At 72.6% G+C, this 22424-nt stretch carries 16 protein-coding genes; 11 read left to right on the forward strand and 5 right to left on the reverse strand.

Annotation, left to right across the window (positions count from 1 at the left end; all coding sequences use genetic code 11):
* The first annotated feature begins 103 nt into the window (after positions 1-103).
* Positions 104-2032, forward strand: a complete 1929-nt coding sequence (locus tag ABZ951_RS13125; protein WP_344095140.1) for a serine/threonine-protein kinase — start codon at positions 104-106, stop codon at positions 2030-2032.
* Positions 2033-2347: 315 nt separating this feature from the next.
* Entirely contained in the window at positions 2348-5041 is a 2694-nt protein-coding gene (locus ABZ951_RS13130) for a protein kinase (RefSeq protein ID WP_361279828.1), read from the forward strand.
* On the opposite strand, the gene ABZ951_RS13135 is transcribed toward ABZ951_RS13130, so the two are convergent.
* Positions 5026-6624 carry an AMP-binding protein gene (locus tag ABZ951_RS13135; protein WP_344095599.1) on the reverse strand — a complete coding sequence of 533 codons (1599 nt, stop codon included), beginning with the start codon at positions 6622-6624 and terminating at the stop codon, positions 5026-5028. The genes ABZ951_RS13130 and ABZ951_RS13135 overlap by 16 nt on opposite strands.
* A gap of 119 nt (positions 6625-6743) precedes the next feature.
* Between ABZ951_RS13135 and ABZ951_RS13140 the strand changes: the two genes are divergently transcribed.
* From ABZ951_RS13140 to ABZ951_RS13155, 4 genes are all read left to right on the forward strand, one after another.
* Positions 6744-7958, forward strand: coding sequence for an amidohydrolase family protein (locus ABZ951_RS13140; RefSeq protein ID WP_344095637.1), 1215 nt, complete (start codon positions 6744-6746; stop codon positions 7956-7958).
* 6 nt (positions 7959-7964) lie between these two features.
* The gene (locus tag ABZ951_RS13145; RefSeq protein ID WP_344095601.1) at positions 7965-9134 is read left to right on the forward strand and encodes an acyl-CoA dehydrogenase family protein; all 1170 of its coding nucleotides are present in this window, start codon (positions 7965-7967) and stop codon (positions 9132-9134) included.
* Positions 9135-9136: 2 nt separating this feature from the next.
* Entirely contained in the window at positions 9137-10216 is a 1080-nt protein-coding gene (locus tag ABZ951_RS13150; RefSeq protein ID WP_344095639.1) for an acyl-CoA dehydrogenase family protein, read from the forward strand.
* A gap of 413 nt (positions 10217-10629) precedes the next feature.
* Positions 10630-11106 (forward strand): ATP-binding protein, encoded by a 477-nt coding sequence (locus ABZ951_RS13155; RefSeq protein WP_344095603.1) that lies wholly within the window; start codon positions 10630-10632, stop codon positions 11104-11106.
* Positions 11107-11401: 295 nt separating this feature from the next.
* Here ABZ951_RS13155 and ABZ951_RS13160 read toward each other — a convergent pair whose 3' ends face one another.
* Positions 11402-12328, reverse strand: a complete 927-nt coding sequence (locus tag ABZ951_RS13160; RefSeq protein WP_344095605.1) for a cyclase family protein — start codon at positions 12326-12328, stop codon at positions 11402-11404.
* 113 nt (positions 12329-12441) lie between these two features.
* Here ABZ951_RS13160 and ABZ951_RS13165 point away from each other — a divergent pair, with 113 nt between their 5' ends.
* The 5 genes from ABZ951_RS13165 (at position 12442) to ABZ951_RS13185 (ending at position 18484) form a co-directional block, all read left to right on the forward strand.
* Entirely contained in the window at positions 12442-13353 is a 912-nt protein-coding gene (locus tag ABZ951_RS13165) for an SDR family oxidoreductase (RefSeq protein ID WP_344095607.1), read from the forward strand.
* Between the two features lie 97 nt (positions 13354-13450).
* Positions 13451-14611, forward strand: a complete 1161-nt coding sequence (locus tag ABZ951_RS13170; RefSeq protein ID WP_344095609.1) for an acyl-CoA dehydrogenase family protein — start codon at positions 13451-13453, stop codon at positions 14609-14611.
* A complete protein-coding gene (locus tag ABZ951_RS13175; RefSeq protein WP_344095611.1) occupies positions 14608-16074 on the forward strand; it encodes an aldehyde dehydrogenase family protein in 1467 nt (488 codons plus the stop codon). Before ABZ951_RS13170 ends, ABZ951_RS13175 begins: the two co-directional genes overlap by 4 nt.
* A gap of 60 nt (positions 16075-16134) precedes the next feature.
* A complete protein-coding gene (locus ABZ951_RS13180) occupies positions 16135-17205 on the forward strand; it encodes an alcohol dehydrogenase catalytic domain-containing protein (RefSeq protein WP_344095613.1) in 1071 nt (356 codons plus the stop codon).
* Between the two features lie 277 nt (positions 17206-17482).
* On the forward strand, positions 17483-18484 hold the full coding sequence (locus ABZ951_RS13185; protein WP_344095615.1) for a hypothetical protein: 1002 nt from the start codon (positions 17483-17485) through the stop codon (positions 18482-18484).
* Positions 18485-18541: 57 nt separating this feature from the next.
* Here the strand turns inward: ABZ951_RS13185 and ABZ951_RS13190 are convergent, their stop codons facing one another.
* The 3 genes from ABZ951_RS13190 to ABZ951_RS13200 are packed head-to-tail and all read right to left on the reverse strand — an operon-like array spanning position 18542 to position 22342.
* Positions 18542-19180 carry a flavin reductase family protein gene (locus ABZ951_RS13190; protein ID WP_344095617.1) on the reverse strand — a complete coding sequence of 213 codons (639 nt, stop codon included), beginning with the start codon at positions 19178-19180 and terminating at the stop codon, positions 18542-18544.
* A 53-nt stretch (positions 19181-19233) separates the two neighbouring features.
* Positions 19234-20082, reverse strand: a complete 849-nt coding sequence (locus ABZ951_RS13195) for an enoyl-CoA hydratase-related protein (RefSeq protein ID WP_344095619.1) — start codon at positions 20080-20082, stop codon at positions 19234-19236.
* A gap of 34 nt (positions 20083-20116) precedes the next feature.
* A complete protein-coding gene (locus ABZ951_RS13200; RefSeq protein ID WP_344095621.1) occupies positions 20117-22342 on the reverse strand; it encodes an acetate--CoA ligase family protein in 2226 nt (741 codons plus the stop codon).
* Between the last annotated feature and the right edge of the window lie 82 nt (positions 22343-22424).

A 22424-nucleotide genomic window follows, 5' to 3' on the forward strand; every position in this document is an offset into this window, starting at 1 on the left:
CCACGGGCTCCGTGGACCCTGGCCTTCCGCCGGTCGGCGGATGAGAGACAATGGTCGCTCTGCCAGGGTGGGTTGTCGCAGAGCTGATTGCCAGAGGGGACGCATGTCGGAGGCGGAGCAGACGCAGGGCACGGCAGGGCGCCTCCTGGCCGGGCGGTACCGCCTCGGGGACGTCCTCGGCCGTGGCGGCATGGGCACGGTATGGCGGGCGACCGACGAGACCCTGGGCCGGACGGTCGCGGTCAAGGAACTGCGATTCCCGGCCAATATCGACGAGGACGAGAAGCGCCGGCTGATCACGCGCACGCTGCGCGAGGCGAAGGCGATCGCCCGGATCCGCAGCGCCGGCGCGGTCACCGTCTACGACGTGGTGCACGAGGACGACCGGCCGTGGATCGTCATGGAGCTCATCGAGGGCCGCTCCCTGGCCGATGTCATCCGTGAGGACGGCCCGCTCAAGTGGCGCCGCGCGGCCGAGGTCGGGCTCGCCGTCCTCGACGTGCTGGGCGCGGCGCACCGTCAGGGCATCCTGCACCGCGACGTGAAGCCCTCCAACGTGCTCATCGCCGAGGACGGCCGGGTGGTCCTCACCGACTTCGGCATCGCCCAGGTCGAAGGCGACCCCTCCGTCACCTCGACCGGCATGCTCGTCGGCGCCCCTTCGTACATCTCGCCGGAGCGGGCGCGCGGCCAGAAGCCCGGCCCGCCCGCCGACCTGTGGTCGCTCGGCGGCCTGCTGTACGCCGCGGTGGAGGGTGCCCCTCCGTACGACAAGGGATCGGCGATAGCGACCCTCACCGCCGTGATGACCGAGCCGCTGGGCCCGCCGAAGAACGCGGGACCGCTGGCGGAGGTCATGTACGGCCTGCTCGCCAAGGACCCCGAGAAGCGGCTGAACGAGGCCGGCGCCCGGGCGTTGCTGAACGGCGCGGTTCACGCCCCGGACGAGCGCATCCCCCGGCAGGCGTCCCCCGCCCGGGACGTGGATGCCACCCAGGCCATGGCCATTCCGGTGATTCCGGAGGCGGCGGCCGCGTCGAGACCCGCTGCCAAGGCGGGGGCCGGTACGTCGGCGAAGGCGCCCGTGAAGCCCTCCGTGAAGCCCGCGCAGCAGCGGACCACCGGGTCCGGGAGCGTGCCGGGCCGGTCGTCCGCCGCCTCGCGGGGCGCGGGCCAGGGCATGAACTCCTACGGCACCGACGCGCAGCGTGGCAGGGGCATACAGCCGGCCCGCTGGGAGAAGGCGTCGGTCCTGGAGGTCGTCCCGCGCCGCACGCTGATCGTGGTGGCGGTCGTCGTGGTGCTGGCCGTCATCGGCACCGTCCTCGCCATCGCCCTCAGCGGAGGCGACGAGGGGGACAAGGGCGGCAAGGCCGCGGGCGCCGGCAAGCCGGCTGCCGTGTCCGCGCCCGGGCAGGACGCCGGGCACAAGGAGCCGGAGCGGGCTGACAGGTCGTTCCGGCCGGAGGGTTCGAACACCTCCGGCGGGGCGGGCGAACAGGCCGCCGGACAGGACAGCGCTGAGCAGGACGGCGCCGAGCAGGACAGCGCCGGCGGCCAGGGCGACCGGCCCGCCTTCGTGCGGGTCGAGAACGACGAGTACCACTTCGGTATCGAGATGCCGAAGGGCTGGAAGCAGACCGGCACGGCGGGCGAGCATTCCGGGGCGATCTACAGCGCTTCGGGCGGCTTCCCGCGTCTGCAGGTCGACTTCGGGGACGAGCCGAGGTCGGACGCCGTCGCCTCATGGCGCGAGTCCGACGCCGACGCCCACCGCACCATGCGCGCGTACAAGAGCCTCGGCGTCAAGGAGGTCCGCGGCTGGGAGGGGCACGACTACCCGACCGTCGCGGACTGGGCCTTCGAACGTCAGCAGGACGACAAGCGCGTCCAGGTCCTCAACCGCGGCTTCAAGGTGGACGACGAGCGCGGCTACGCGATCATGGTCACCTGCGAGAAGGACAAGTGGGACGAGAAGGAGTGCCGGGAGCTGCGCGAGACGGCTCTGCGGACCTTCCGCCCCGCCGACTGACCGCACCACGGCCGGCCGGACCGGGGGCCCGCCCCCCGCGGGTTCGCCGGACGGATCGGACCGCCCCGGGCGTGACCCGCTCAGCGGATTGACGGCCTTGCCGAAGTGGTGCCCGGTAAGCCGGTTGGCTGGGTGGTCTGGTGGGGCAGAACGGATGAAGTGCGGAGCGACGTACTGAGCCGTACGGGCCCGAAGGGGTGGGTTCGCCACGTATCGTGAGTCGTCGTGAACCGTGCGCAGCCGCAATAAGCAGCAAAATGGCCGGTGTTGGCGGTCATTCGGGCGATGTATGGATCGCGCGCTTGGGGAGGCGTCGTGGACGACTACGCGGGACGGGTGCTCGCCGACCGCTATCGCCTGCCGCTGCCGCCGTCCGATGCGTTCGAGCTCGTGGAGACACGGGCGTTCGACACGTACAGCGGACAGGAAGTCCTCGTCCGGCAGATCCCTCTGCCGGAGGTCGTCGACGCCGAGGTCGTGGGCGACGAGCGGACACCCGGCGGCACGGCCGCGCCGGGCGGCGGGGGACGGGCGGGGCGGGCGGACCGTACGGCACAGGGGCCGGCCGAGCCGGCGGTGCGCAGAGCCCTGGCGGCCGCGTCCGCCGCCGCCCAGATCCCCGACCACCCCCGGCTCGACCAGGTCTTCCACGTGTTCGCGGAGGGCGGCAGCCTGTGGATCATCAGTGAGCTGGTCTCCGCCCGCCCCCTTGCCGCACTGCTCGCCGAGCGCACCCTCTCGCCGCACCGCGCGGCCGAGGTGGCCGCTGACGTCCTCACCGCCCTCCGGGCCCTGCACACCTACGGCTGGACCCACCGCAACATCACCACCCGCACGGTCCTGATCTGTGAGGACGGCCGCGCCATCCTCACGGGGCTGGCGGCGGGAGCGGCCGAGGAGGCCCTCTGCGGCTACAACCCCGTGCCGAACGGGCTGATCCCCGCCACTCGCGGGGCCGGTGCCGGCGGTGGTTCCGGCGCACCGGTGGCGCCGCCGGGCGCCGGGGCCGCGCGGGCAGGACGGGGCCCGGTGCCACGCCCCGGGCAGGGCGGCGGGACGGGAGTGCCGCGGCAAGGGACCGTTGCCGGGCCCGCGTACCGCGACCAGGGCGCGTCCGGGGGGTTCCTGCCGCCCGGCGGTGCGCCCGGCGGCGCCGGAGGCACGGCCCCGGCGGGCGGCCCGGCCGCTGCGCGCGGCGGGCCGCAGGACCCCAGGGCGGTGCGCGCCGGAGCCATCGCCGCGTACCGCGCGGGCGCCCGTGCCGCCGCGGCACGGGCCGCGGTGGACGGCACACCGCCCCCGGCCGCCACCGGTTCCTCCACCTGGGGCGGCGGCAGTGCCGCCAGCGGCGCGGCCCCCGCGCCCGCGCCGTGGAGCGCCGACGCCCTGCTGCACGGGACGTCCTCCGGCAGCCCGCGCCGCACCGGCGGCCCCGGCCCGGCGCCGGGGGCGCAGCGCCCCCCGGCCGGTGGTGCCTTCAACCAGGGCGGTGCGGGGGCTCCCGCGGCGAAGGGCCTTTCGGCTGGGAGTGCTTCGACGACCGGACCTTCGGTGAACGGGCCTTCGGTCAATGGGCCTTCAATGACCGGGCCTTCGGTCAGCGGGCCGCCGGTCAACGGGCCGGCCGGGGAGCGGCCCCGTGGGGAGGGTCCCGTCGTTCCGTCCGGTGGCTGGGACGGCGAGGCGCGGTCCGGCAGCGCCCTCGCGGCCGAGCGGGCGAGGCAGGCGCGGATGCAGGTCGTGGGCGCCGTCACCGAGCGGTGGGCGCCGGAGCAGGCGTGGCCGGTGCAGGAGAGCTGGCAGCTCGCCCCTCCGGTCGGCCCCGCGGCCGACCTGTGGGCGCTGGGCGCCCTGCTGTTCCGGGTCGTGCAGGGGCACGCCCCGTACCCGGAGGAGAGCGTCACCGAGCTGGTTCAGGTCATCTGCGCGGAGCCGCCCGCCTACGCCGAGGAGTGCGGCGCGCTGCGGCCTGTCGTCGAGTCGCTGATGCGCAAGGACCCCACGGAGCGCCCCGAGTTCGAGGAGCTCCGCGGCTGGCTGCGGTCGCTGATCCGCTCGGCGCCGGAGCCGGACCTGGGCAGCCGGACGGTCACGGTGCCCTCGATCGGCCCGAGCGCCCCCGCGGACCAGCACCGCCTGCCGATCATCCGCCGCAAGGGCGAGCTGGTGCGGCGCAGACGCCCCCGTACGATCACCGCCGTGGACACGGCGTCGGCCGTGCACGGGCGGCACAAGAAGACCACGAGGGACCAGGTACAGCCCAAGGCCCGGACCCACACCACGGGGCACCTCCAGGAGCAGCGCGGCCGCACCGCGCGCACCCCGTTCAGCCTGGGCCGGGTGCTGCTCGGCCTCGTCCTGCTCGCCCTGATCGGAGCGATGCTGTACGCCATGCTGTTCATGCCGGGCGCCGACGAGGACACGGGACGGGGCCCGGTGGACCGGACGGGTGCCGCCGGGGTGATGAGCGCGGCCCCGACCCCTCCCGCCACCCCGGCCAAGGCGGACCAGCGGGCGCCGTCCGGAGGGCCGGAGAAGCCGGCCGGTGAGACCGGCGTCGCGAAGGGCTTCGTCCTGCAGAAGGACTCCAAGGGGTTCGCGGTGGCGGTCGCGGAGGACTGGAAGCGCCGTGGCGAGAACGAGCGGGGCCAGGTCGTCTACGTCGGCGGCGACTACCAGCTCGTCGTCGTCCCCGGCCGGGACAAGGTCACGGACTACGGCAGCGACCCGATGGTCTACCAGCAGGAGCGGCAGCGCGAGCTGGAGCCGTACCGCTCGTCCTCGTGGTCCTCGGCCTCCGGCCTCCGCCGCATCGACGTCGGCCGGACGGCATCGGCCCAGGGCACGTTCAAGTGGAACGACAGCAGCGGTCGCCGGGTGTACGTGCGGAACGCGGCGATGATCCTGGACGGCCGCTATCACGTGCTCCAGGTGATCGGCTCGGAGAACGAGGAGCGCTCGGTCGACAAGTTCTTCGACGAGGCGGTCGGGACCTACCGGATCGGCTGACCCCGGGAGAAGCGTTCGCGCAGCCGGTACTTGAGGACCTTGTGCAGCGTCTCGCTGCGCGGGAGCGAGGTGACCAGCTCCAGCTGTTCGGGGATCTTGTGCACCGCCAGCCCGGCGTCGCGCAGGTGGGCGGCGAGGTCCTCCAGCGTGAGCGGCGCGGCGCCGGGGGGCTGCTGGACGACGGCGCAGACGCGCTCTCCGCGCACCGGGTCGGGAAGGCCGATGACGGCGACGTCCTCGACGGCGGGGTGGCCGTGAAGGAGCAGTTCGATCTCCTGGGCCGAGATGTTCTCGCCCTTGCGGATGATGACGTCCTTGGCCCGGCCGGTGAGGACGAGGTGGCCTCCGGCGGTGAGGTGGCCGAGATCGCCGGTGCGGAAGAACCCGTCGGCGTCGAACGCCTCGGCGGTCCGGTCGGGGTCGAGGTAGCCGCGGCAGACGGCCTCGCCGCGCAGCCGGATGTGCCCGTCCGTGCCGGGCGGGACCGGTGAGCCGTCGGCGTCGACCACGCGGATCTCCATGCCCTTCGGGGGGCGGCCCTCCGTGGTGGCGAGGTCCTCCGGGGTGTCGTCCGGAGTACCCATCGTGATCATGGGTACTTCGGTCATGCCGTAGCCGTGGGCCAGCGCGCAGCCCAGCTCCCGGACGACCGCGTGGTACAGCTCGGGCGGCTTCGGCGCGCCGCCGCCGGCCATGAGGCGGAGGGTGGGGACGATCCTGCGGGTGGGGTCCTTGCGCTGTTCGCCGAGGAACATCGAGTAGAACGCGGTGGACCCGCCCGCGACGGTGACGCCGTGGCGGCGGTAGGCGGCGAGCGAACCGGGGAGCGCGAAGTGCTCCAGGAGGACGGCCGGGAAGCCGCACAGCAGCATGGCCACCGTGTAGTCGGGGCCGCCTATGTGGGCGTAGGGGAAGGCGATGGAGCCCGTGTCGGCCGGAGTCAGGCGCAGGGCGCGGGCGAGGCAGGCGCCGGCGGCGATGAGTCCGCGGTCGGTGTGCAGGGCGCCCTTGGGGTCGGAGGTCGTGCCGGAGGTCCAGTAGATCCACCGGATTGCGGTGCCGTCCGCGGGCGGTGCCGGCAGAGCGGCGGGGTCCGCCTCGGGGAGCGAGTCGTAGGCGGTGAACACCCGGGGCGGGACGGGGAGGCCGGCGGCCAGGCGGTCGGCCATCGCACGGTGGTCGAAGCCGCGCCAGGTGCCGGGCACGGCGAAGAAGGCGGCGCCGGTGGCCCGGAGCGCGTGTCCCACCTCGCGGTCGCGGTAGAAGGGGATGAGCGGGGTCTGCACCGCGCCGAGGCGGGCCAGGGCGAAGGTGAGGACCACGGTCTCGATGCGGGTGGGCAGCTGCCAGGCGACCCGGCCGCCGGGCTGCACCCCGAGCCCGGACAGCCCCGCGGCGACGCGCTCGGCCCGGTCGCGCAGGGCACCGAAGGTCAGCGTCCGGTCGGCCGCGCCGGGCCGGTCGCCGGGGCCGGGGTCGTCGGCCTGGATGAGCGCGGTGGTGCCGGGGGAGAGCTCGGCGCGGCGTTCGAGCAGCTCCCACAGGGTGCGGGTGGCGGCCAGGTCGTCGGCGGTGTCGGTCACGGCATGCCCTCCCAGCCATCTGACGGTGCGTCAGGTTCGATGGGGAGCGTAGAGCGGTCGCGCCTTGTCGGTCCAGACGTGGCGGGCTAGCCTCAAAGCTGACGACTCGTCAGATGGAGATGAGAGGCGTTCCCATGGACCTGCCGCGCATCGTCAGCGTCGACGACCATGTGATCGAGCCCGCCCACCTTTTCGACACCTGGCTGCCCCGCCGCTACCGAGACCGGGGGCCGCAGGCCCGCACCACCGGCATCGGGCAGCTGGAGTTCACCGGCGGGAAGTACGTGATCGGCATGGACCCCGAGGGCCCGCCCGCCGACTGGTGGATCTACGAGGACCTCGCCTTCCCGTACAAGCGCAACATCGCCGCCGTCGGCTTCGACCGCGACGACATGACCCTGGAGGGCATCACCCGCGCCGAGATGCGCCCCGGCTGCTGGGACCCGGCGGAGCGGCTCAAGGACATGGACCTCAACCACGTGGAAGCCTCACTGTGCTTCCCGACCTTTCCCCGGTTCTGCGGCCAGACCTTCGCGGAAGCGCGGGATAAAGAGGTCGCGCTCGCGTGCGTGCGGGCCTACAACGACTGGATGGTCGAGGAGTGGTGCGGGGACAGCGCCGGGAGGCTGATCCCGCTGTGCCTGATCCCCCTGTGGGACGTCACCCTCGCCGTCGAGGAGATCCGCCGCAACGCCGCCCGCGGCGTCCGGGCCGTGACCTTCAGCGAGATTCCCCCCTGCCTCGGCCTGCCCAGCATCCATTCCGGCTACTGGGACCCGTTCTTCGCCGCCTGCCAGGAGACCGAAACCGTCGTCAACATGCACATCGGATCGTCCTCGCAGATGCCCGCCGCCTCTCCCGACGCACCCGTGGCCGTGCAGGCGACGCTCTCCTTCAACAACGCCATGGCATCGATGACCGACTTCCTCTTCAGCGGCGTGCTCGTGAAATTCCCCCGCCTCAAACTCGCCTACAGCGAAGGGCAGATGGGCTGGATTCCCTATGCCCTGGAGCGTGCGGACGACGTCTGGAAGGAGCACCGCGCCTGGGGCGGAGTGCGCGACCTGATCCCTGAGCCGCCCTCCGCCTACTACTACCGGCAGATCTTCTGCTGCTTCTTCCGGGACAAACACGGAGTCGACTCGCTCGACGTGATCGGCCGCGACAACGCCACCTTCGAAACCGACTACCCCCACGTCGACTCGACCTTCCCGCACACCAAGGAAGTCGCCCTCGACCACATGAGGGGACTGGACGACGAAACCGTCCATAAACTGATGCGGGGAAACGCCATCCGCATGCTCGGCCTGGACCTCGACCGAGCGGGCGCCTGAACGGCGATGGACCTCACTTTCACCCCCGAGGAAGACCAATTCCGCAGGGAGTTGCGCGCGTGGCTGCGGAAGACCCTGCCGGGGCTCCCGGCCGCACCGCCCGCCACGGACTGGCCGGGGCGCCGCGCCTATGACTCCGCCTGGCAGCGCGCCCTCCACGACGCGGGGTACGCCGGGCTGCACTGGCCCGCCGACGCCGGCGGCCGGGGAGCCACCCCCACCCAGCACCTGATCTTCCTGGAGGAGACGGAACGGGCGGGCGCGCCCTATGTGGGCGCCAATTTCGTCGGCCTGCTGCACGCCGGCCCCACCATCGCCACCGAGGGCACCGCCGCCCAGCGGGCCCGCTGGCTGCCCCCGATCCTGCGCGGCGAGGAGATCTGGTGCCAGGGCTTCTCCGAGCCCGGCGCCGGCTCCGACCTTGCCGCGCTGCGCACCCGGGCCACCCGGGACGGGGACTCCTACGTCGTCACCGGCAGCAAGATCTGGACCTCGCACGCCGAGGTCGCCGACTGGTGCGAACTGCTCGTCCGCACGGACCCCGCGGCCCCCCGGCACCACGGCATCTCCTGGCTCGCCCTGCGCATGGACACCCCCGGCGTCACCGTGCGGCCCCTGCGGACCCTCGCGGGCTCCACCGAGTTCGCCGAGGTGTTCCTCGACGACGTCCGGGTGCCGGTCGAACACCGGGTCGGCGCCGAGAACGACGGGTGGCGCGTCACCATGGTCACCCTCTCCTTCGAACGCGGCACGGCCTTCGCCGGGGAGGTCGTCGCCTGCCGCCGCACGCTCTCCCGCCTCGCCCGCGCGGCACGGACGAACGGCAGCTGGGACGACGCCGTCCTCCGCCGCCGCCTCGGTCGCCTGAACGCCGAGTTCCGGGCGCTGTGGCGGCTGGTCCAGTGGAACGTCAGCGAGGCCCAGCACGCCTGGCGGGGCAGCGGCGGCGGCGTCCCGGGCGCCGGCGGCTCCGTCTTCAAGCTGCGCTACTCCCAGGCCCGCCAGGAGCTGTACGAGACGGCCGCGGAGATCCTCGGCCCGGACTCTCTCGACGCCGCCCAGGAGTGGACCGTGGACCGGCTCTCCTCGCTCTCCTACACGATCGCCGCGGGTACGTCCCAGATCCAGCGGAACATCGTCGCCGAGCGCATCCTCGGCCTCCCCCGGGGGCGGTGACCGTGGACTTCCGGCTGAGCGACGACCAGCGGGCCCTGCGCGCCGGTATGCGGGACCTCCTGGCCGCACGATTCCCCAGGGAGGCGCTGCGGGCCCTGGTGGACGGCTCTCCGGGGGCTGCGGGGGAGAAACCCCGGTTCCGGCCCTCGGAGGGCTCTGACGGGCCCGTCCGGGAGCTGTGGCGGGTGCTGGGGGACGCGGGGCTCTTCGCGCTGCGGCTGCCGGAGGAGGAAGGCGGGGCGGGCCTCGGGCTGCCGGAAGCCGTGCTGCTCTTCGAGGAGGCCGGACGGGCCCTGCTCCCCGGGCCGCTGGTGGCCACGCACCTCGCCGCCGGGCTCGTACCCGGCGCGGCCGAGGGCACCCGGATCGTCACCGCCGTGGACGGCACGGGCATCATCGAACGCCTGACCACTGCGGATGCGGTGCTGCTGCTCGACAGCGCAACGGCGAGCGTGCTGGCCACCGATGGGCACGGAACACCGCTGCTCGCTGCGGGGGAGGCCATCCGATCCGTCGACCCGGCCACGCCCTTGCACCGCGTACGACAGCGCCCGGCGCCCTTGGGGGCAGGCTCACTTGAGGTGACGGCTGACGCTGCCCGCCTGCGCCGGGCGGGAGCTCTTCTGACCGCTGCCCAGCAACTCGGCAGCGCCGGGGCGACGCTGGGGCTGGCGGTCGAGCACGCTCGGCGGCGCGTCCAGTTCGGCCGCCCGGTCGGCAGCTTCCAGGCGGTCCAGCACCTGTGCGCCGACATGTGCGTACGCACGGAACTCGCTCGCGTGAGCGTCTACAGTGCGTCACTTTCAGGGGAAGAGACCGATATCTCCGCTTCAAAGATGATTGCGGACGGTGCAGCTGTCCGTAATGCCCGTGACTGTCTGCAAGTGTGCGGGGGCCTGGGGTTCACCTGGGAAGCCGATGTACATCTGCACCTCAAACGCGCCTGGGTGAGAGCCGGTCAGTGGCAGTCGGCGGCCGAAGCGGAGGAATTCCTCGCGGGCGATCTCCTCGCGGATCGTACGGAAGAGGTTTCGCGGGGAGGTGTTTCCCCCGCGCTGGGCAGCGAAAATGCCGGGCTGTAATCGTCATGGGTGAAATGCCGCCCATGTCATATCTAATTGATCACAGAGAGTCGATATCAGGCTGTGTCCTGTGTGTTACTCGTTACAGGGAGGAGTCGGCTCCGGGCTCGGGTACTCTCCCTTGGATGCGAGTGGTTCAGAGGCGCAGTAAGTCGGGTGTTGTCCGTGTGGCGGCGCCGGACGGAAAAATGTCTGCCGCTCGTGTCGGAATGGGACCCGCTGTCCCTCGGTGTTCGAGTCACCGCAGCGCGCGTCGCACAGTATGCAGTACGCATACTCCTTTGCGCCGGAATATGCCTGAAGCGCTTGTTGAGGTGACTGAGCGTCAACCATGCTGTCTCGGAAGGGGGTCACGTTCCGTGACCTCCCGGAGACGCGAGGCGTTGTGTCCGCCGGTTCGGATGGTGTGAGCGGTGCAGGTGCTTCAGATGCAGATGGAGGTCCGGGCCGACCCCGCGGAAGTGGGGCGGGCCCGCAGGTGGGCGAGATCGCGGCTCGCCGGGTCCGGAATAGGCGTCGATGAGCCCTTGGCCGAGACGCTGATCCTGCTGATCTCGGAGCTGGTCACCAATGCCGTGGTGCACACCGGCTGCCCGGCCGTGCTGCGCATGCTCTTCCCGGACGCCGGCGGGTCCGGAGGGACGGCGACGGTCTGCGCCGGCACCGTCCGGGTCGAGGTCGCCGACATCAGCGCCCGGCCGCCCCGGCCACGGCGTGCGGAGGGCGATGACACCGGTGGCCGTGGCCTGGAGCTGGTGGACGGCCTCGCCGACCGGTGGGGCTGGCAGCCGGAGGGTGCCGGCAAGCGCATCTGGTGCGAGGTCGATCGCAGGCACGCCTCGTGGGTCGGCGCTTTCGAGTCCCCACGCGCCGTCACAAATAGGGCTTAGTCGACAAAGTCCAGACCAGGTGTTGACGTGAAGTGTCCACGTGATCACCCTTGGACGCAGCGATTCGTTGCGAGGGGACGTCGAGAGGCCCGCTCCTACCGGGCTGCCTTGGCGAGTACGGGTCGTGATCCGGCGCATACAGGGCTTGAGCGCCGGAGCCGGCGGCGGCGTGCGGTGCCGTGCTCGGGGTGCGCACCGACGCCGCCGCCCGCCCGCCCGCTCCCTCTCGGGCGGTTGAGGTTCCGCGGCCCGCGGGGCTGCCGTGAGGTGCGGCCGGCCGGGTGACAGCCCTCGGTCAGAGCACCGCGACCGGGGCGACCGGTGACCCCACACCGCCCACGAAGGGCTCGGGCGTGGCGGTGAGCAGGAAGGCGTAGCGCCGCTCCTCCGCGCAGACCGCCGACAGTTCCTCCAGATTCCAGTTCTGGCCCTGCACCATCCCCATCTCGACCAGGTCCAGGGCGTGGACCGGCAGCCAGAGCCCCTCGATCTCGGGCGGGAAGATCTCGAAGGTCAGATTGTCGGTGGCGGCCGCGGCCACATCGCGGGCGTGGAACCACTCCGGCGTCCGGATCGACAGCCCGGCCGACGGGTGGCCGTACGCCTGTTTGTCCCCCGCGAGGTACACCTGCATCTGCCCGGTCCGCACCAGCACGATGTCGCCCGCCCGGACCGTGACCCCGGCCAGTTCCTCCGCCGCGTCCAGGTCCTCGGGGCCGACCACGTGACCGGCGTCCAGTCGTTCGACACCCCGAGCGCGGGCGACGTCGAGCAGCACTCCCCGCGAGACCAGGTGCCGGGCCTTGTCGATACCGCTGAAGGCCGCGCGGCCGTGTCCGGTGACCGAGCCGGCCGGGCGCCCGTTGTAGATCCTGCCGCTGTGGGAGATGTGGGGGAGCCCGTCCCAATGGGTGCCTGCCTGCAGCCCCATGGTCACGGCGTCATCGCTCGTGGCGACGGTGTCCGGCCCGAAGAACTCCACGTTGATCGCGACCATGGTGTGCAAGGGGTTGATCCTGCCGGGTATCAGCCCGGTCTGCACCCCGTCCTGGTGCAGGGGGAGGGCCAGCGGGACGCGGCGCCCCGCCCGCACGGTCGCCGCCGCCTCCCGGACGACCGCGTCGGTAATGAGGTTCAGGGTGCCGATCTCATCCGAATCACCCCAACGGCCCCAGTTGTTCACCCGCTTGGCGATGTCGTGGAACTCGGCAGGCAGTGCCATGTGGTGCCTCCTCGGATCGGGCCCCCGGATCGGACGCTGTCCGGGTCTTGTGCCCGCGCCCGCTCTGCTCAAAAATCTAACGGGCCGTCAGAAACCGCGGGAAGGGACGCCGCATGGGGAACTTCTTGACCGGCAAGGTGGTCGCCGTCACCGGCGCCGGCCGGGGCATCGGCCGGGCGATCGCCCTGGCCTGCGCCACCGAAGGGGCCAAGGTCGTCGTCAACGACCGCGGGGTGTCCCTCGGGGGCGGCGACCCGACGAGCACGGTGGCCACCGGCGTCGTGAAGGAGATCGAGGCGGCCGGGGGCGAGGCCACCGCCCTCACCGACGACGTCTCGACCATGGCCGGCGGACAGCGGGTCGTCGACACCGCGGTGGACCGCTACGGAAGGCTCGACGGCGCCGTCTGCGTCGCCGGCATCCTGCGGGAGCGGATGCTGTTCAACATGACCGAGGAGGAATGGGACCCGGTCATCGCCACGCACCTCAAGGGCACCTTCACCGTCTTCCGGGCCGCCTCCGCGCTCATGCGCCGCCAGGGCCACGGCACCCTGATCGGCTTCACCAGCGGCAACCACCAGGGCAGCGTGGCCCAGGCCAACTACTCGGCTGCCAAAGGCGGCGTCATCTCGCTCGTTCGCAGTGCCGCACTGGGCCTGCACAAGTACGGCGTCACCGCCAACTGCGTCGCCCCCGTGGCCCGTACCCGCATGTCCGCCCAGGTGCCGATGCAGCTCAAGGAGATCGGCGACCCCGAGGACGTGGCCGCCCTCGTCACCTATCTGCTGAGCGAACGGGCCCGCGAGGAAGGCATCACCGGACAGGTCTACACCGTGGCCGGTCCCAAGATCGCGGTATGGGCCCAGCCCCGTGAGCTCCGTGCCGCCTATGCCGAGAGCACCTGGACGCCGGAGAAGATCGCCGACCTGCTCCCCGGTACCGTCGGCACCGACCCCATGCCCCTGCTCGCCCAGTTGGAGGCGATGGCCGCGGCGGCCGCCGCCGGGGACCGGCCCCCCGCCTGAGGGCACCGGGCCCCCGGGAGCACCTGCCGGCGGCCCCCGGTGCCCGGGCCCGCCCGGAACGGCGATCGGACGGCAGGAAGCCACTGAGGGGGAGAACGTGGACTTCGCATTCGGGCCGGAGGACGAGGCGTTCCGCGAGGAGGCGCGCGCCTGGCTCACCGGACACCTCACCGGCAACCCCGCCCCGTCCGCCCGCGCCTGGGAAAGGGAACTCGGCGCGGGCGGCTGGATCGGCCTCGGCTGGGACCGCGCCCACGGCACCTACGGCAACCGGACCACATCCCTGGCCGGCCAGGTCGTATGGGCGGAGGAATACGCCCGCGCCCACGCGCCCGCCCGCCTCGGACACATCGGGGAAAACCTCCTCGCCCCCACGCTCCTCGCTCACGGTGACGCCGCACAGCGGGCCCGCTTCCTCCCCGCCGTCGCCCGCGGCGAAGAGCTCTGGTGCCAGGGCTACAGCGAACCCGGAGCGGGATCGGACCTCGCCGCCCTGCGCACCTCGGCCACGCCCACCGACGGCGGACGCACCTACCGGATCGACGGGCAGAAGACCTGGACCTCCCTCGCCCACGAGGCCGACTGGTGCTTCGTGCTCGCCCGCACCACCAAAGGCTCCCACCGGCACCACGGGCTCTCCTTCCTGCTGGTGCCGATGGACCAGCCCGGCCGGATCGAGATCCGCCCGATCCGGCAGATGTCCGGGGCCGCCGACTTCAACGAGGTGTTCTTCGACGGCGCCGAGGCACGCGCCGAACACCTCGTCGGCGGCGAGGGCAACGGCTGGCAGGTCGCCATGGACCTCCTCGGCCGGGAGCGCGGAGTGTCCACCCTGGCCCAGCAGATCGGCTTCGCGGCCGAGCTGTCCCAAGTGATCCGCCTCGCCCTCCGGACGGACGCCGCAGCGGAACCGGCGGTACGTGACCGGCTCGTACGGCACTGGGCCCGTCTGCGGGCCATGCGCTGGAACGCCCTGCGCACCCTGGGCTCCTCCGAGGACGAGGGGGCGCCCAGCGTCGCCAAACTGCTCTGGGGCCGCTGGCACCAGGAGCTCGGCGAACTGGCCATGCAGATGCGCGGTCCGGCCGCCACCCTGGGGCCGGACGACTGGCACGCCGACCGCCCGTACGGACTCGACGCCCTGCAGAGCCGGTTCCTCTTCTCCCGCGCCGACACCATCTACGGCGGGTCGGACGAGATCCAGCGCACCATCATCGCCGAGCGCGTGCTCGGCCTGCCGAAGGAGCCTCGTCCATGACGGCGTCGTACGGACACTGGATCGACGGCTCCTGGCACTCGCCGGAAAAAGGGCACTATGCAGTTGTCAATCCGGCGACCGAAGAGGTCGTCGGGGAGGCCGCGGAGGCGACTCCCGCCGAAGTCGCCCACGCCGTCACCTCCGCACGGGCCGCTCAGGACGGCTGGTCCCGCACGGATCCGCGCCGACGCGCGGCCGTGCTGAACCGGATGGCGGATCTGATCACCGAACACGGGGCGGAGCTCGCCCCTCTCCTCCAGGCGGAGACGGGCGCGACGATGCGCCTCACCTCCACCATGCAACTGCCCACAGCGGCCGAACGCTTCCGCCGCTACGCCCGGGGGGCCCTCGAGCCGGCCGTCGTCCCGCTCGCGCCGTGCCCGGTACGGGGCACCCCCCTGGCACCCGGCGGCCTGATCGGCGCCGCCGCCGTCCGGCGGCCTGTGGGCGTCATCGGCTGCATCACCTCCTACAACTTCCCTGTCGTCAATCTCGCGGGCAAGGCGGCGCCCGCGCTGGCCATGGGCAATGCGGTCGTCGCCAAACCGGCGCCGCAGGACCCTCTCACCTGTCTCGCTCTCGGCCCGCTCCTCCGGGAGGCCGGCCTCCCGGACGGAGTCTTCAACATCATCACGGGCGCGAGCCCCGCCACCGGCGAAGAGCTGGTGTCCCACCCGGGCGTGGACATGATCAGCTTCACCGGGTCCACCGCTGTCGGAAAGCAGATCGCCGAGGCCGCTGGGAGGTCGATGAAGCGCACCCTGATGGAGCTGGGCGGCAAGGGCGCGGCCATCGTCCTGGGGGACGCCGACGAGAAAGTGATCAAGTCGGCTGTCGGGGCGGTCGGTTCGGTCTGGGCCTTTCACAGTGGACAGATCTGCACGGCGCCGACCCGGGTGCTCGTACAGCGGCCGCTGTACGAGCAGGTCGTCACCGGTCTCCAACGTTACGCCCGGGCACTGACGATCGGGGACCCTGTGGATAACTCGACGGTGGTCGGCCCGGTGATCTCCGCGGTGCAGCGCGACCGGGTCGAGTCGTACGTCGCCGGGGCCCGCGCGCAGGGCGCCCGCATCGCCGTCGGCGGTACCCGGCCCGACCTCGCACCCGGCTTCTACGTCGCGCCCACCCTGATCATCGACGTCACCCCGGACATGGCCGTCGCCCGCGAGGAACTGTTCGGCCCCGTCGTCGTCGCCATTCCTTTCGAGAGCGAGGACGAAGCGGTGCACATCGCCAACGGCACCTCGTACGGCCTCTACGACTACGTCTTCAGCGCCGACACCGCCCGCGCCTGGGCTCTCGCCGCGCGCCTGCGCAGCGGAAACGTCGGCATCAACACAGCTCAGCGGCATCCCGAAACTCCCTTCGGCGGCTTCAAGGAGAGCGGGGTCGGCCGCGACGGCGGTTCGTTCGGGCTGCACGCCTACAGCGAGCTCCAGTCCGTCGTCTGGTCCTCCTGACCTGCGACTCCGCCCCTGCCGCCCCGCTCCACGAGCCCGCTGCCGAGAGGACAACCAGCGATGAGAGGCGTCATCTTCGACGGCGAGCGCGCCCGGGTCGTCCGCGACCTGGAGGTTCGCGCCCCCGGCCCCGGCGAGGTGCTGGTGGCCGTCGCGGCGGCCGGGCTCTGCCACAGCGATCTGTCGGTCGTCGACGGCACCATCCCCTACCCCGTCCCGGCCGTCCTGGGGCACGAAGGGGCAGGTGTCGTCGAGGCGGTGGGTGCCGGAGTGACGCACGTAGTGCCCGGTGATCACGTAGCGCTGTCCACCCTCGCCAACTGCGGCACCTGCGGCGAGTGTGACCGCGGCCGCCCCACGATGTGCCGGAAGGCGATCGGCGCGCCCGGCCGTCCCTTCCTGTGGCGCGGCACCAGGGTCTACCAGTTCGCGGCCAACTCCGCGTTCGCGGAACGTACCGTCGTCAAGGCCGTCCAGGCGGTCAGGATCCCGGCCGGCCTCCCGCTGGCCTCCGCGGCCCTCATCGGCTGCGGTGTCCTGACGGGCGTCGGTGCGGTGCTCAACCGCGCGAAGGTCGGCCACGGCGAATCGGTCGTCGTCATCGGTGCGGGCGGCGTCGGACTCAACGTCCTCCAAGGGGCACGCATCGCCGGGGCATCTCCCGTCGTGGCTGTCGACTCGAATCCCGGGAAGGAGCCGACGGCCCGCCTGTTCGGCGCGACGCACTTCATCAACGCCTCCGAAGCCCCCGACCTGCGGGCCGCCGCCCGTGCCATCCTGCCGACCGGGGCGGATCACGCCTTCGAGTGCGTCGGCAGCACCGCCCTCGTCCGGCAGGCGGTCGACCTTCTCGACCGGCACGGCCAAGCGGTGCTCCTCGGAGTGCCACCCTCCGGCGCGGAGGCGTCGTTCCGCGTCTCTTCCCTCTACCTCGACAAGTCGATCATGGGTTGCCGGTACGGCTCGTCCCGCCCGCAGCGCGACATCGCCCTGTACGCGAGCCTCTACCAGGAGGGGCGGCTCCTGCTCGACGAGCTGATCACCGAGGTCTATCCGGTCGAGGACTTCGCGAAGGCCGCCGCCGACACCCTCCGGGGCCGCGTGGCGCGCGGCGTCCTGACCTTCTCCTAGACGCGGACGCCGGCGCCCGGCTGCGCCCCGTCGCGCCCCGGCCGTTCGGCTGCTGACCTCTGCGCGCCCACAGCCCCTCCGAGGATTTCACCATTCCCGGCGAAGAGGGCGATATGAGTATCAATGGTCTTCCGATGGCGCCGTGCGTCGGCGTCCCCCGGATCCGGGCCCCTCGTCGACGAATCGGTGGACCAATCGGTGGACCAGGCGGTCTCGGTCCGCTCGTGGAGCAACCCTTCGGCCCCTGAGGGATTCATTCCTGGAGAAAGGGGCGGTTATGACACAACAGGTCGAGCCGGACGCGATCCCGGCCGAGGCGACAGCGGACACCGCGCCCGGGGAGTCCCCCCGGGCGCCCAAGGGGGTCGTGCACGCGGACGGCTTCGGTGCGGCGTTCTGCGCTGCCATGGCGGCGCTGTGCGCCGAGGCGGTCATCGCCGGGACCATCGGCGTGCTGGTGATGCTGTCGCGTGAGCACGACGGTCTGCCTGATGGCGTCCTCGTGATCGCCGGCCTGGTACTCGGCGTCGCGCTCCTCACCGTCCTGGCCGGCGGCTTCGTCACGGCTGTCGCCGTGATGCCGGCCGTGGCGCTCGCCCGGCTGATGCCACGGCGCATGCGGCGCTCCGAGCGCCGGCGGTGGACGCTGGCCGCTGTGCCCTTGGTCGCGGGCGCCGCTGTCGTGGTGTTCGGTGGTGTGATGGCGCTCGGCAGCCTCGCTCCGGCCCCGCCCCTCGCATACCTCCTGGCCTGGGGGACTCTCACGGCCGCGCTGCTGCCCGCTGCCCTGATCGCCGACATCGCGGGACGGCGGGTCCGCCAAGGCCGCGCCACACGCCTGGCCCCCAGGGTGGCCCGCGACGGCGCACTCGTGTGGGTGATCGTCGCCGCGTTGGGCGCGGGGGCCTACGGCACCGGGCTGGCGGAGGTGTACGAGCCACCCCGGCTGGGCGCGGCGGACCTCGCGGGAACGTGGACCGACGGCCACGGCGGCACGGTCAGGCTGACGTCCGACGGGGCAGCCACCGCCGCCGGCTACGACAATTTCGTCTGGGACGGCACCGGCAAGGACAAGCCGACCGACTGCGACGGCTCCGGTACGTGGAAGCCGGTGAGGGAAGGCGGGGCCGTCAACGGTGTGGCCCTGCGCATCGCCTCCTGTGAGCTCAGCCGCAACCTGAGCGTCAGCGGTACCCGGAAGGAGCCGCGGATCTTCCACGAGATCGGCAAGCCCGGCTCCGGAAAGCGCTATGTGCTGACGAAGGTTGTCGAGAAGTAGCGCAGTAAGTACTGCGGTTCACTCACGCCCTCCCGACCCTTCTCCAGGGCCGCGCCTTCACGTGGCGAAGGTTCCGAACGCGCCGCGGTGGAAGAGCAGCGGACCTTCGTCCGCCGCGCCCGGATCCGTACCCAGCGCCTCGGCGCGGCCGACGACGATGAGGTGGTCCCCGCCCGTGTGCACGGCGTGGATCGTGCAGTCGACCCAGGCCGGGACGCCCGCGAGCCGTGGCGAACCCGTCACCGGCGACGGCTCGTACCGGACGCCCGCGAACTTGTCGGCGGCCCGCGATCCGCTGACGGCGAAGGCCCGGCAGAGCGCCGCCTGCCCGGCCCCGAGGACGTTGACGCAGAAGACTCCGGCGCGGGCGATCCGGGGCCACGTCGTGGAGGTGCGGGCCACCATGAACGTCACCAGCGGCGGGTCCAGGGAGAGAGAGGCGAAGGACTGGCAGGTGAACCCCGCCGGCGGCCCCGGGTCCGTGCCCGGCGCGGTGATCACCGTGACGCCGCTGGCGAAGCAGCCGAGGGCCTGCCGGAACGCGTCCGGTGACGGCGGGGGACGCTCGTCCAGCCCCACCGCCCGCAGCCCCGGGCGGGGAAGAGGGTCGACGGGCCGGGACGGCGCGGTCCGCGGTGCTCCGGCCGACCGCAGATAGCGCACGGCGACAGCGGCCATCCCTGCGTGTCCCATCATCTCGCCATTGAAAGTGATGAGCCGTCAGAAGTGAAGGCGCGCGTATGTCACGGTCACCGGCCGCGGTAGACCGGAGTGCGGCGCTCCGCGAATCCCGCGAGGCCCTCCCGCGCGTCCGCCGTCGTCATGTTGATCTCCTGTGCGGCGGCCTCCGCGGCGAAGGCCGCGGCGCGGTCGGTGTCGAGTGAGGCGTTGACCAGCTGCTTGGTGAGCGCGAGGGCCCGGGTCGGGCCGGTCGCCAGCCGCTCGGCCCAGGCCCGGGCCACCCCGGCCAGCTCGCCCCCGGCCACGACGCGGTTGACCAGTCCCAGCCGCTCCGCCTCCCGGGCGGGAAGAGGATCGCCGAAGAACATCAGCTCCTTCGCGCGCCGCGGTCCGACGAGGCGGGGCAGGAGATACGCGCCACCGCCGTCGGGAACCAGCCCACGGCGCACGAACACCTCGATGAACACCGCCTCCTCCGCGGCCAGCACGAGGTCGCAAGCCAGCGCGAGGTGCGCGCCGAGGCCGGCGGCGGTGCCGTTCACGGCGGCGATCACGGGCTTCTCGCAGTCCAGGACGGCGCTGATCAGCCGCTGCGCGCCGAGCCGGATCGTGCGGGCCACGTCGCCCGGCGCCCGCGGACGGGCGGCCGCCGGGCCGGCCGCCCGCAGGTCGGCGCCGGCGCAGAACGCCGGACCGGAGGCGGTGAGGACGACGGCGCGCACGGTCGGGTCGCACGCGTCCTCGCCCAACTGGGAAATCAGGCGTTCTCGCTGGTCGGGGGTGAGGGCGTTCATGGCCCGGGGGCGGTTGAGGGTGATCCACGAGACGCCGTTGTCAGTGGCGTGGAGTATCACTGAGTCATCGGACCCGTCGGGCTCGTCGGGCCCGTCCGGGGAGGTACGGGGGGATGCGGGCATGGGAAGACTCCTGGTTCCACGGGCCGCGCGCAGCTCAGCGGCAGAAGGCCAGTGCGTCCAGGGCCACAGCGCCCTGGCCGCGTTCGAGCACCACGAGGGGATTGATGTCCAGCTCGGCGAGTTCGCCGCTGAGCTCCAGGGACATGCGTTGAACGCGCAGGACGGTCTCCACGAGGGCGTCCACGTCGGCCGGGGGCGCTCCCCGGACGCCGCCCAGGAGGGCGTGGCCGCGGAGTTCGGCGAGCATGGAGCGGGCCCGTTCCTCGCCGAACGGAGGGACGCCCACGGCGGTGTCGCGCAGCACCTCCACCAGCGAGCCGCCGAGGCCCACGGTGACGGTGGGGCCGAAGAGCGGGTCGGGGGAGATGCCGACGACCATCTCCACCCCGCGTCCGACGAGCTGGCAGACGAGGACGCCGTCCAGGGGCAGCCCCTCGTAGCGCGCGATGTCGGTGAGCTCGCGATAGGCGTCGCGGACCTGGCTGGCGGAGGTCAGGCCGATCTTGACCAGGCCCAGCTCCGTCTTGTGGGCGAGCCGGGGGCCCGATGCCTTCATGACGACGGGATAGCCGACCAGCCCGGCCGCCCGGACGGCCGCGGCGGCGCTCGTCACCAGCTGTTCGCGGGGGACGCGGATGCCGTAGGCGCGCAGCAGCTGCTTGGCCGCGTGCTCGCTGAGCTGCTCGCCCGGCCGGATGAGGGCCTGAGCCTTGCGCGCCGAGGGGGAGAGGGTGCGGGGCGCGTCGTCGAAGGGGGAGCGGTAGTCGGCGGTGAAGCGGTGGTGGCCGAGGTAGGCGCGCACCGCGGTGACGCAGTTGGCGAAGGTGCGGAAGGTGGCGACGCGCGAGGAGCCGAGGAGGGTGGACCGATAGGCGTCCTCGGTGCCGACGGGCGAGCCCCACACCACGCAGACCAGCTTGTCCGTCTCCTCCGCCGCGGCCACGAGGTCGCGCACGAGCTTGTCGCTCATGGGCGGGAAGGGGCCGGTGACGGGGCAGATCAGGACGCCGACGGACGGGTCGGCGAGAAGGGCGTCGATGATCTTTCGGCCCCGTCGGTCGCCCACGGGGTGGCCGCCGCTGTCGACGGGGTTCGCGACGCTCAGATACTCCGGTATCCACTGGTGGAGCTCGCGCTGCTTCGTGGCGGAGAGGGCGGGGAGCTCCAGGCCGGCCGCCGTGGCCAGGTCGGCGAAGTGGGCGCCCGTGCCGCCGGAGATCGAATAGACGGCGATGCCGGTGGCCCGGGGCGGGCGGGCCCGGGCGAGCAGGGCCGCAGTGTCCTGGAGCTCGTCCAGGCCGTCGACGCGGATCACGCCGAACTGCCGCATGGCCGCGTCCACCACCTCGTCCGCACCGGTGAGCTTGCCGGTGTGCGAGGCGGCGGTGCGGGCGCCGGCCTCCGTCCGGCCGACCTTGACGGCGACGACGGGCACCTTGTGCCGGGCCGCCCGGTCCGCGGCGAGGAGGAAGGCGCGGCCGTCCTTGAGCCCTTCCACATAGGTGGCGATGGCTCCGACCTCGGGCCGGGTGGCGAAGTAGGAGATGAAGTCCGCGCACTCCAGGTCCGCTTCGTTGCCGGTCGGGGCCCAGTGCGAGAGCCGGATTCCCAGCTCCTGGAGGGCGAAGACGGGCCGGCCCTGGTGGCCTGACTGGGTGATCAGCGCGATGGCCGGGCCGGTGAGGTCGTCACGGAACCGCTCGAAGGCGTTGAGGTTGGTGTTCGGTCCCAGGAGGCGGACACCGGCCTGCCGGGCGGCGGCGGCCAGCCGGGCCTGGGCGGCCGCGCCCGCGGCCCCGGTCTCGGCGAAACCGGAGGCGAAGGCGACCGCGAAGGCGGCCTTGGCGCCGCCCAGTTCCTCGATCACGGGCAGCGGGTCGCCCACGAGGAGGACGGCGAGGTCGATCCGTTCGGGAAGGTCGCCGACGGAGGGGAGGCAGGGCAGGCCGAAGACGGTGGGGCGGGTGGGGTGCACGGGGTGGAGCCGGGCGCCGACGCGCTCGGACCAGGAGAGGAGCTGCCGGGTGATACCGGTGTTGGGGCGGCCTTCGGTGTCCGAGGCGCCGATGACGGCCACGGTCTCGGGCCGGAAGAGCCGGTCCAGGTCGGGGACGTCCGCGTGCAGCGGCCGCCCGCTGACGTCGACGTCTTCGGGGCCGGTGGCCGTGCCGTGGACGGCGGGGCCCGGACGTTCGCCGCAGGCCGCCACGCGGGCCGGGCGGGAGGTGGTGGTGAGGGTGCCGTGAGTCGATCCAAGCATCGTTCTCGTCCACTCCTGCTCAATGGCCGACAAGCTGACGTACAGTCAGGCTACAGAGTTGACGAGGCGTCAGGAATGGCGT

The organism is Streptomyces sp. NPDC046215 (assembly GCF_040646215.1).
GTDB lineage: Bacteria > Actinomycetota > Actinomycetes > Streptomycetales > Streptomycetaceae > Streptomyces > Streptomyces stramineus.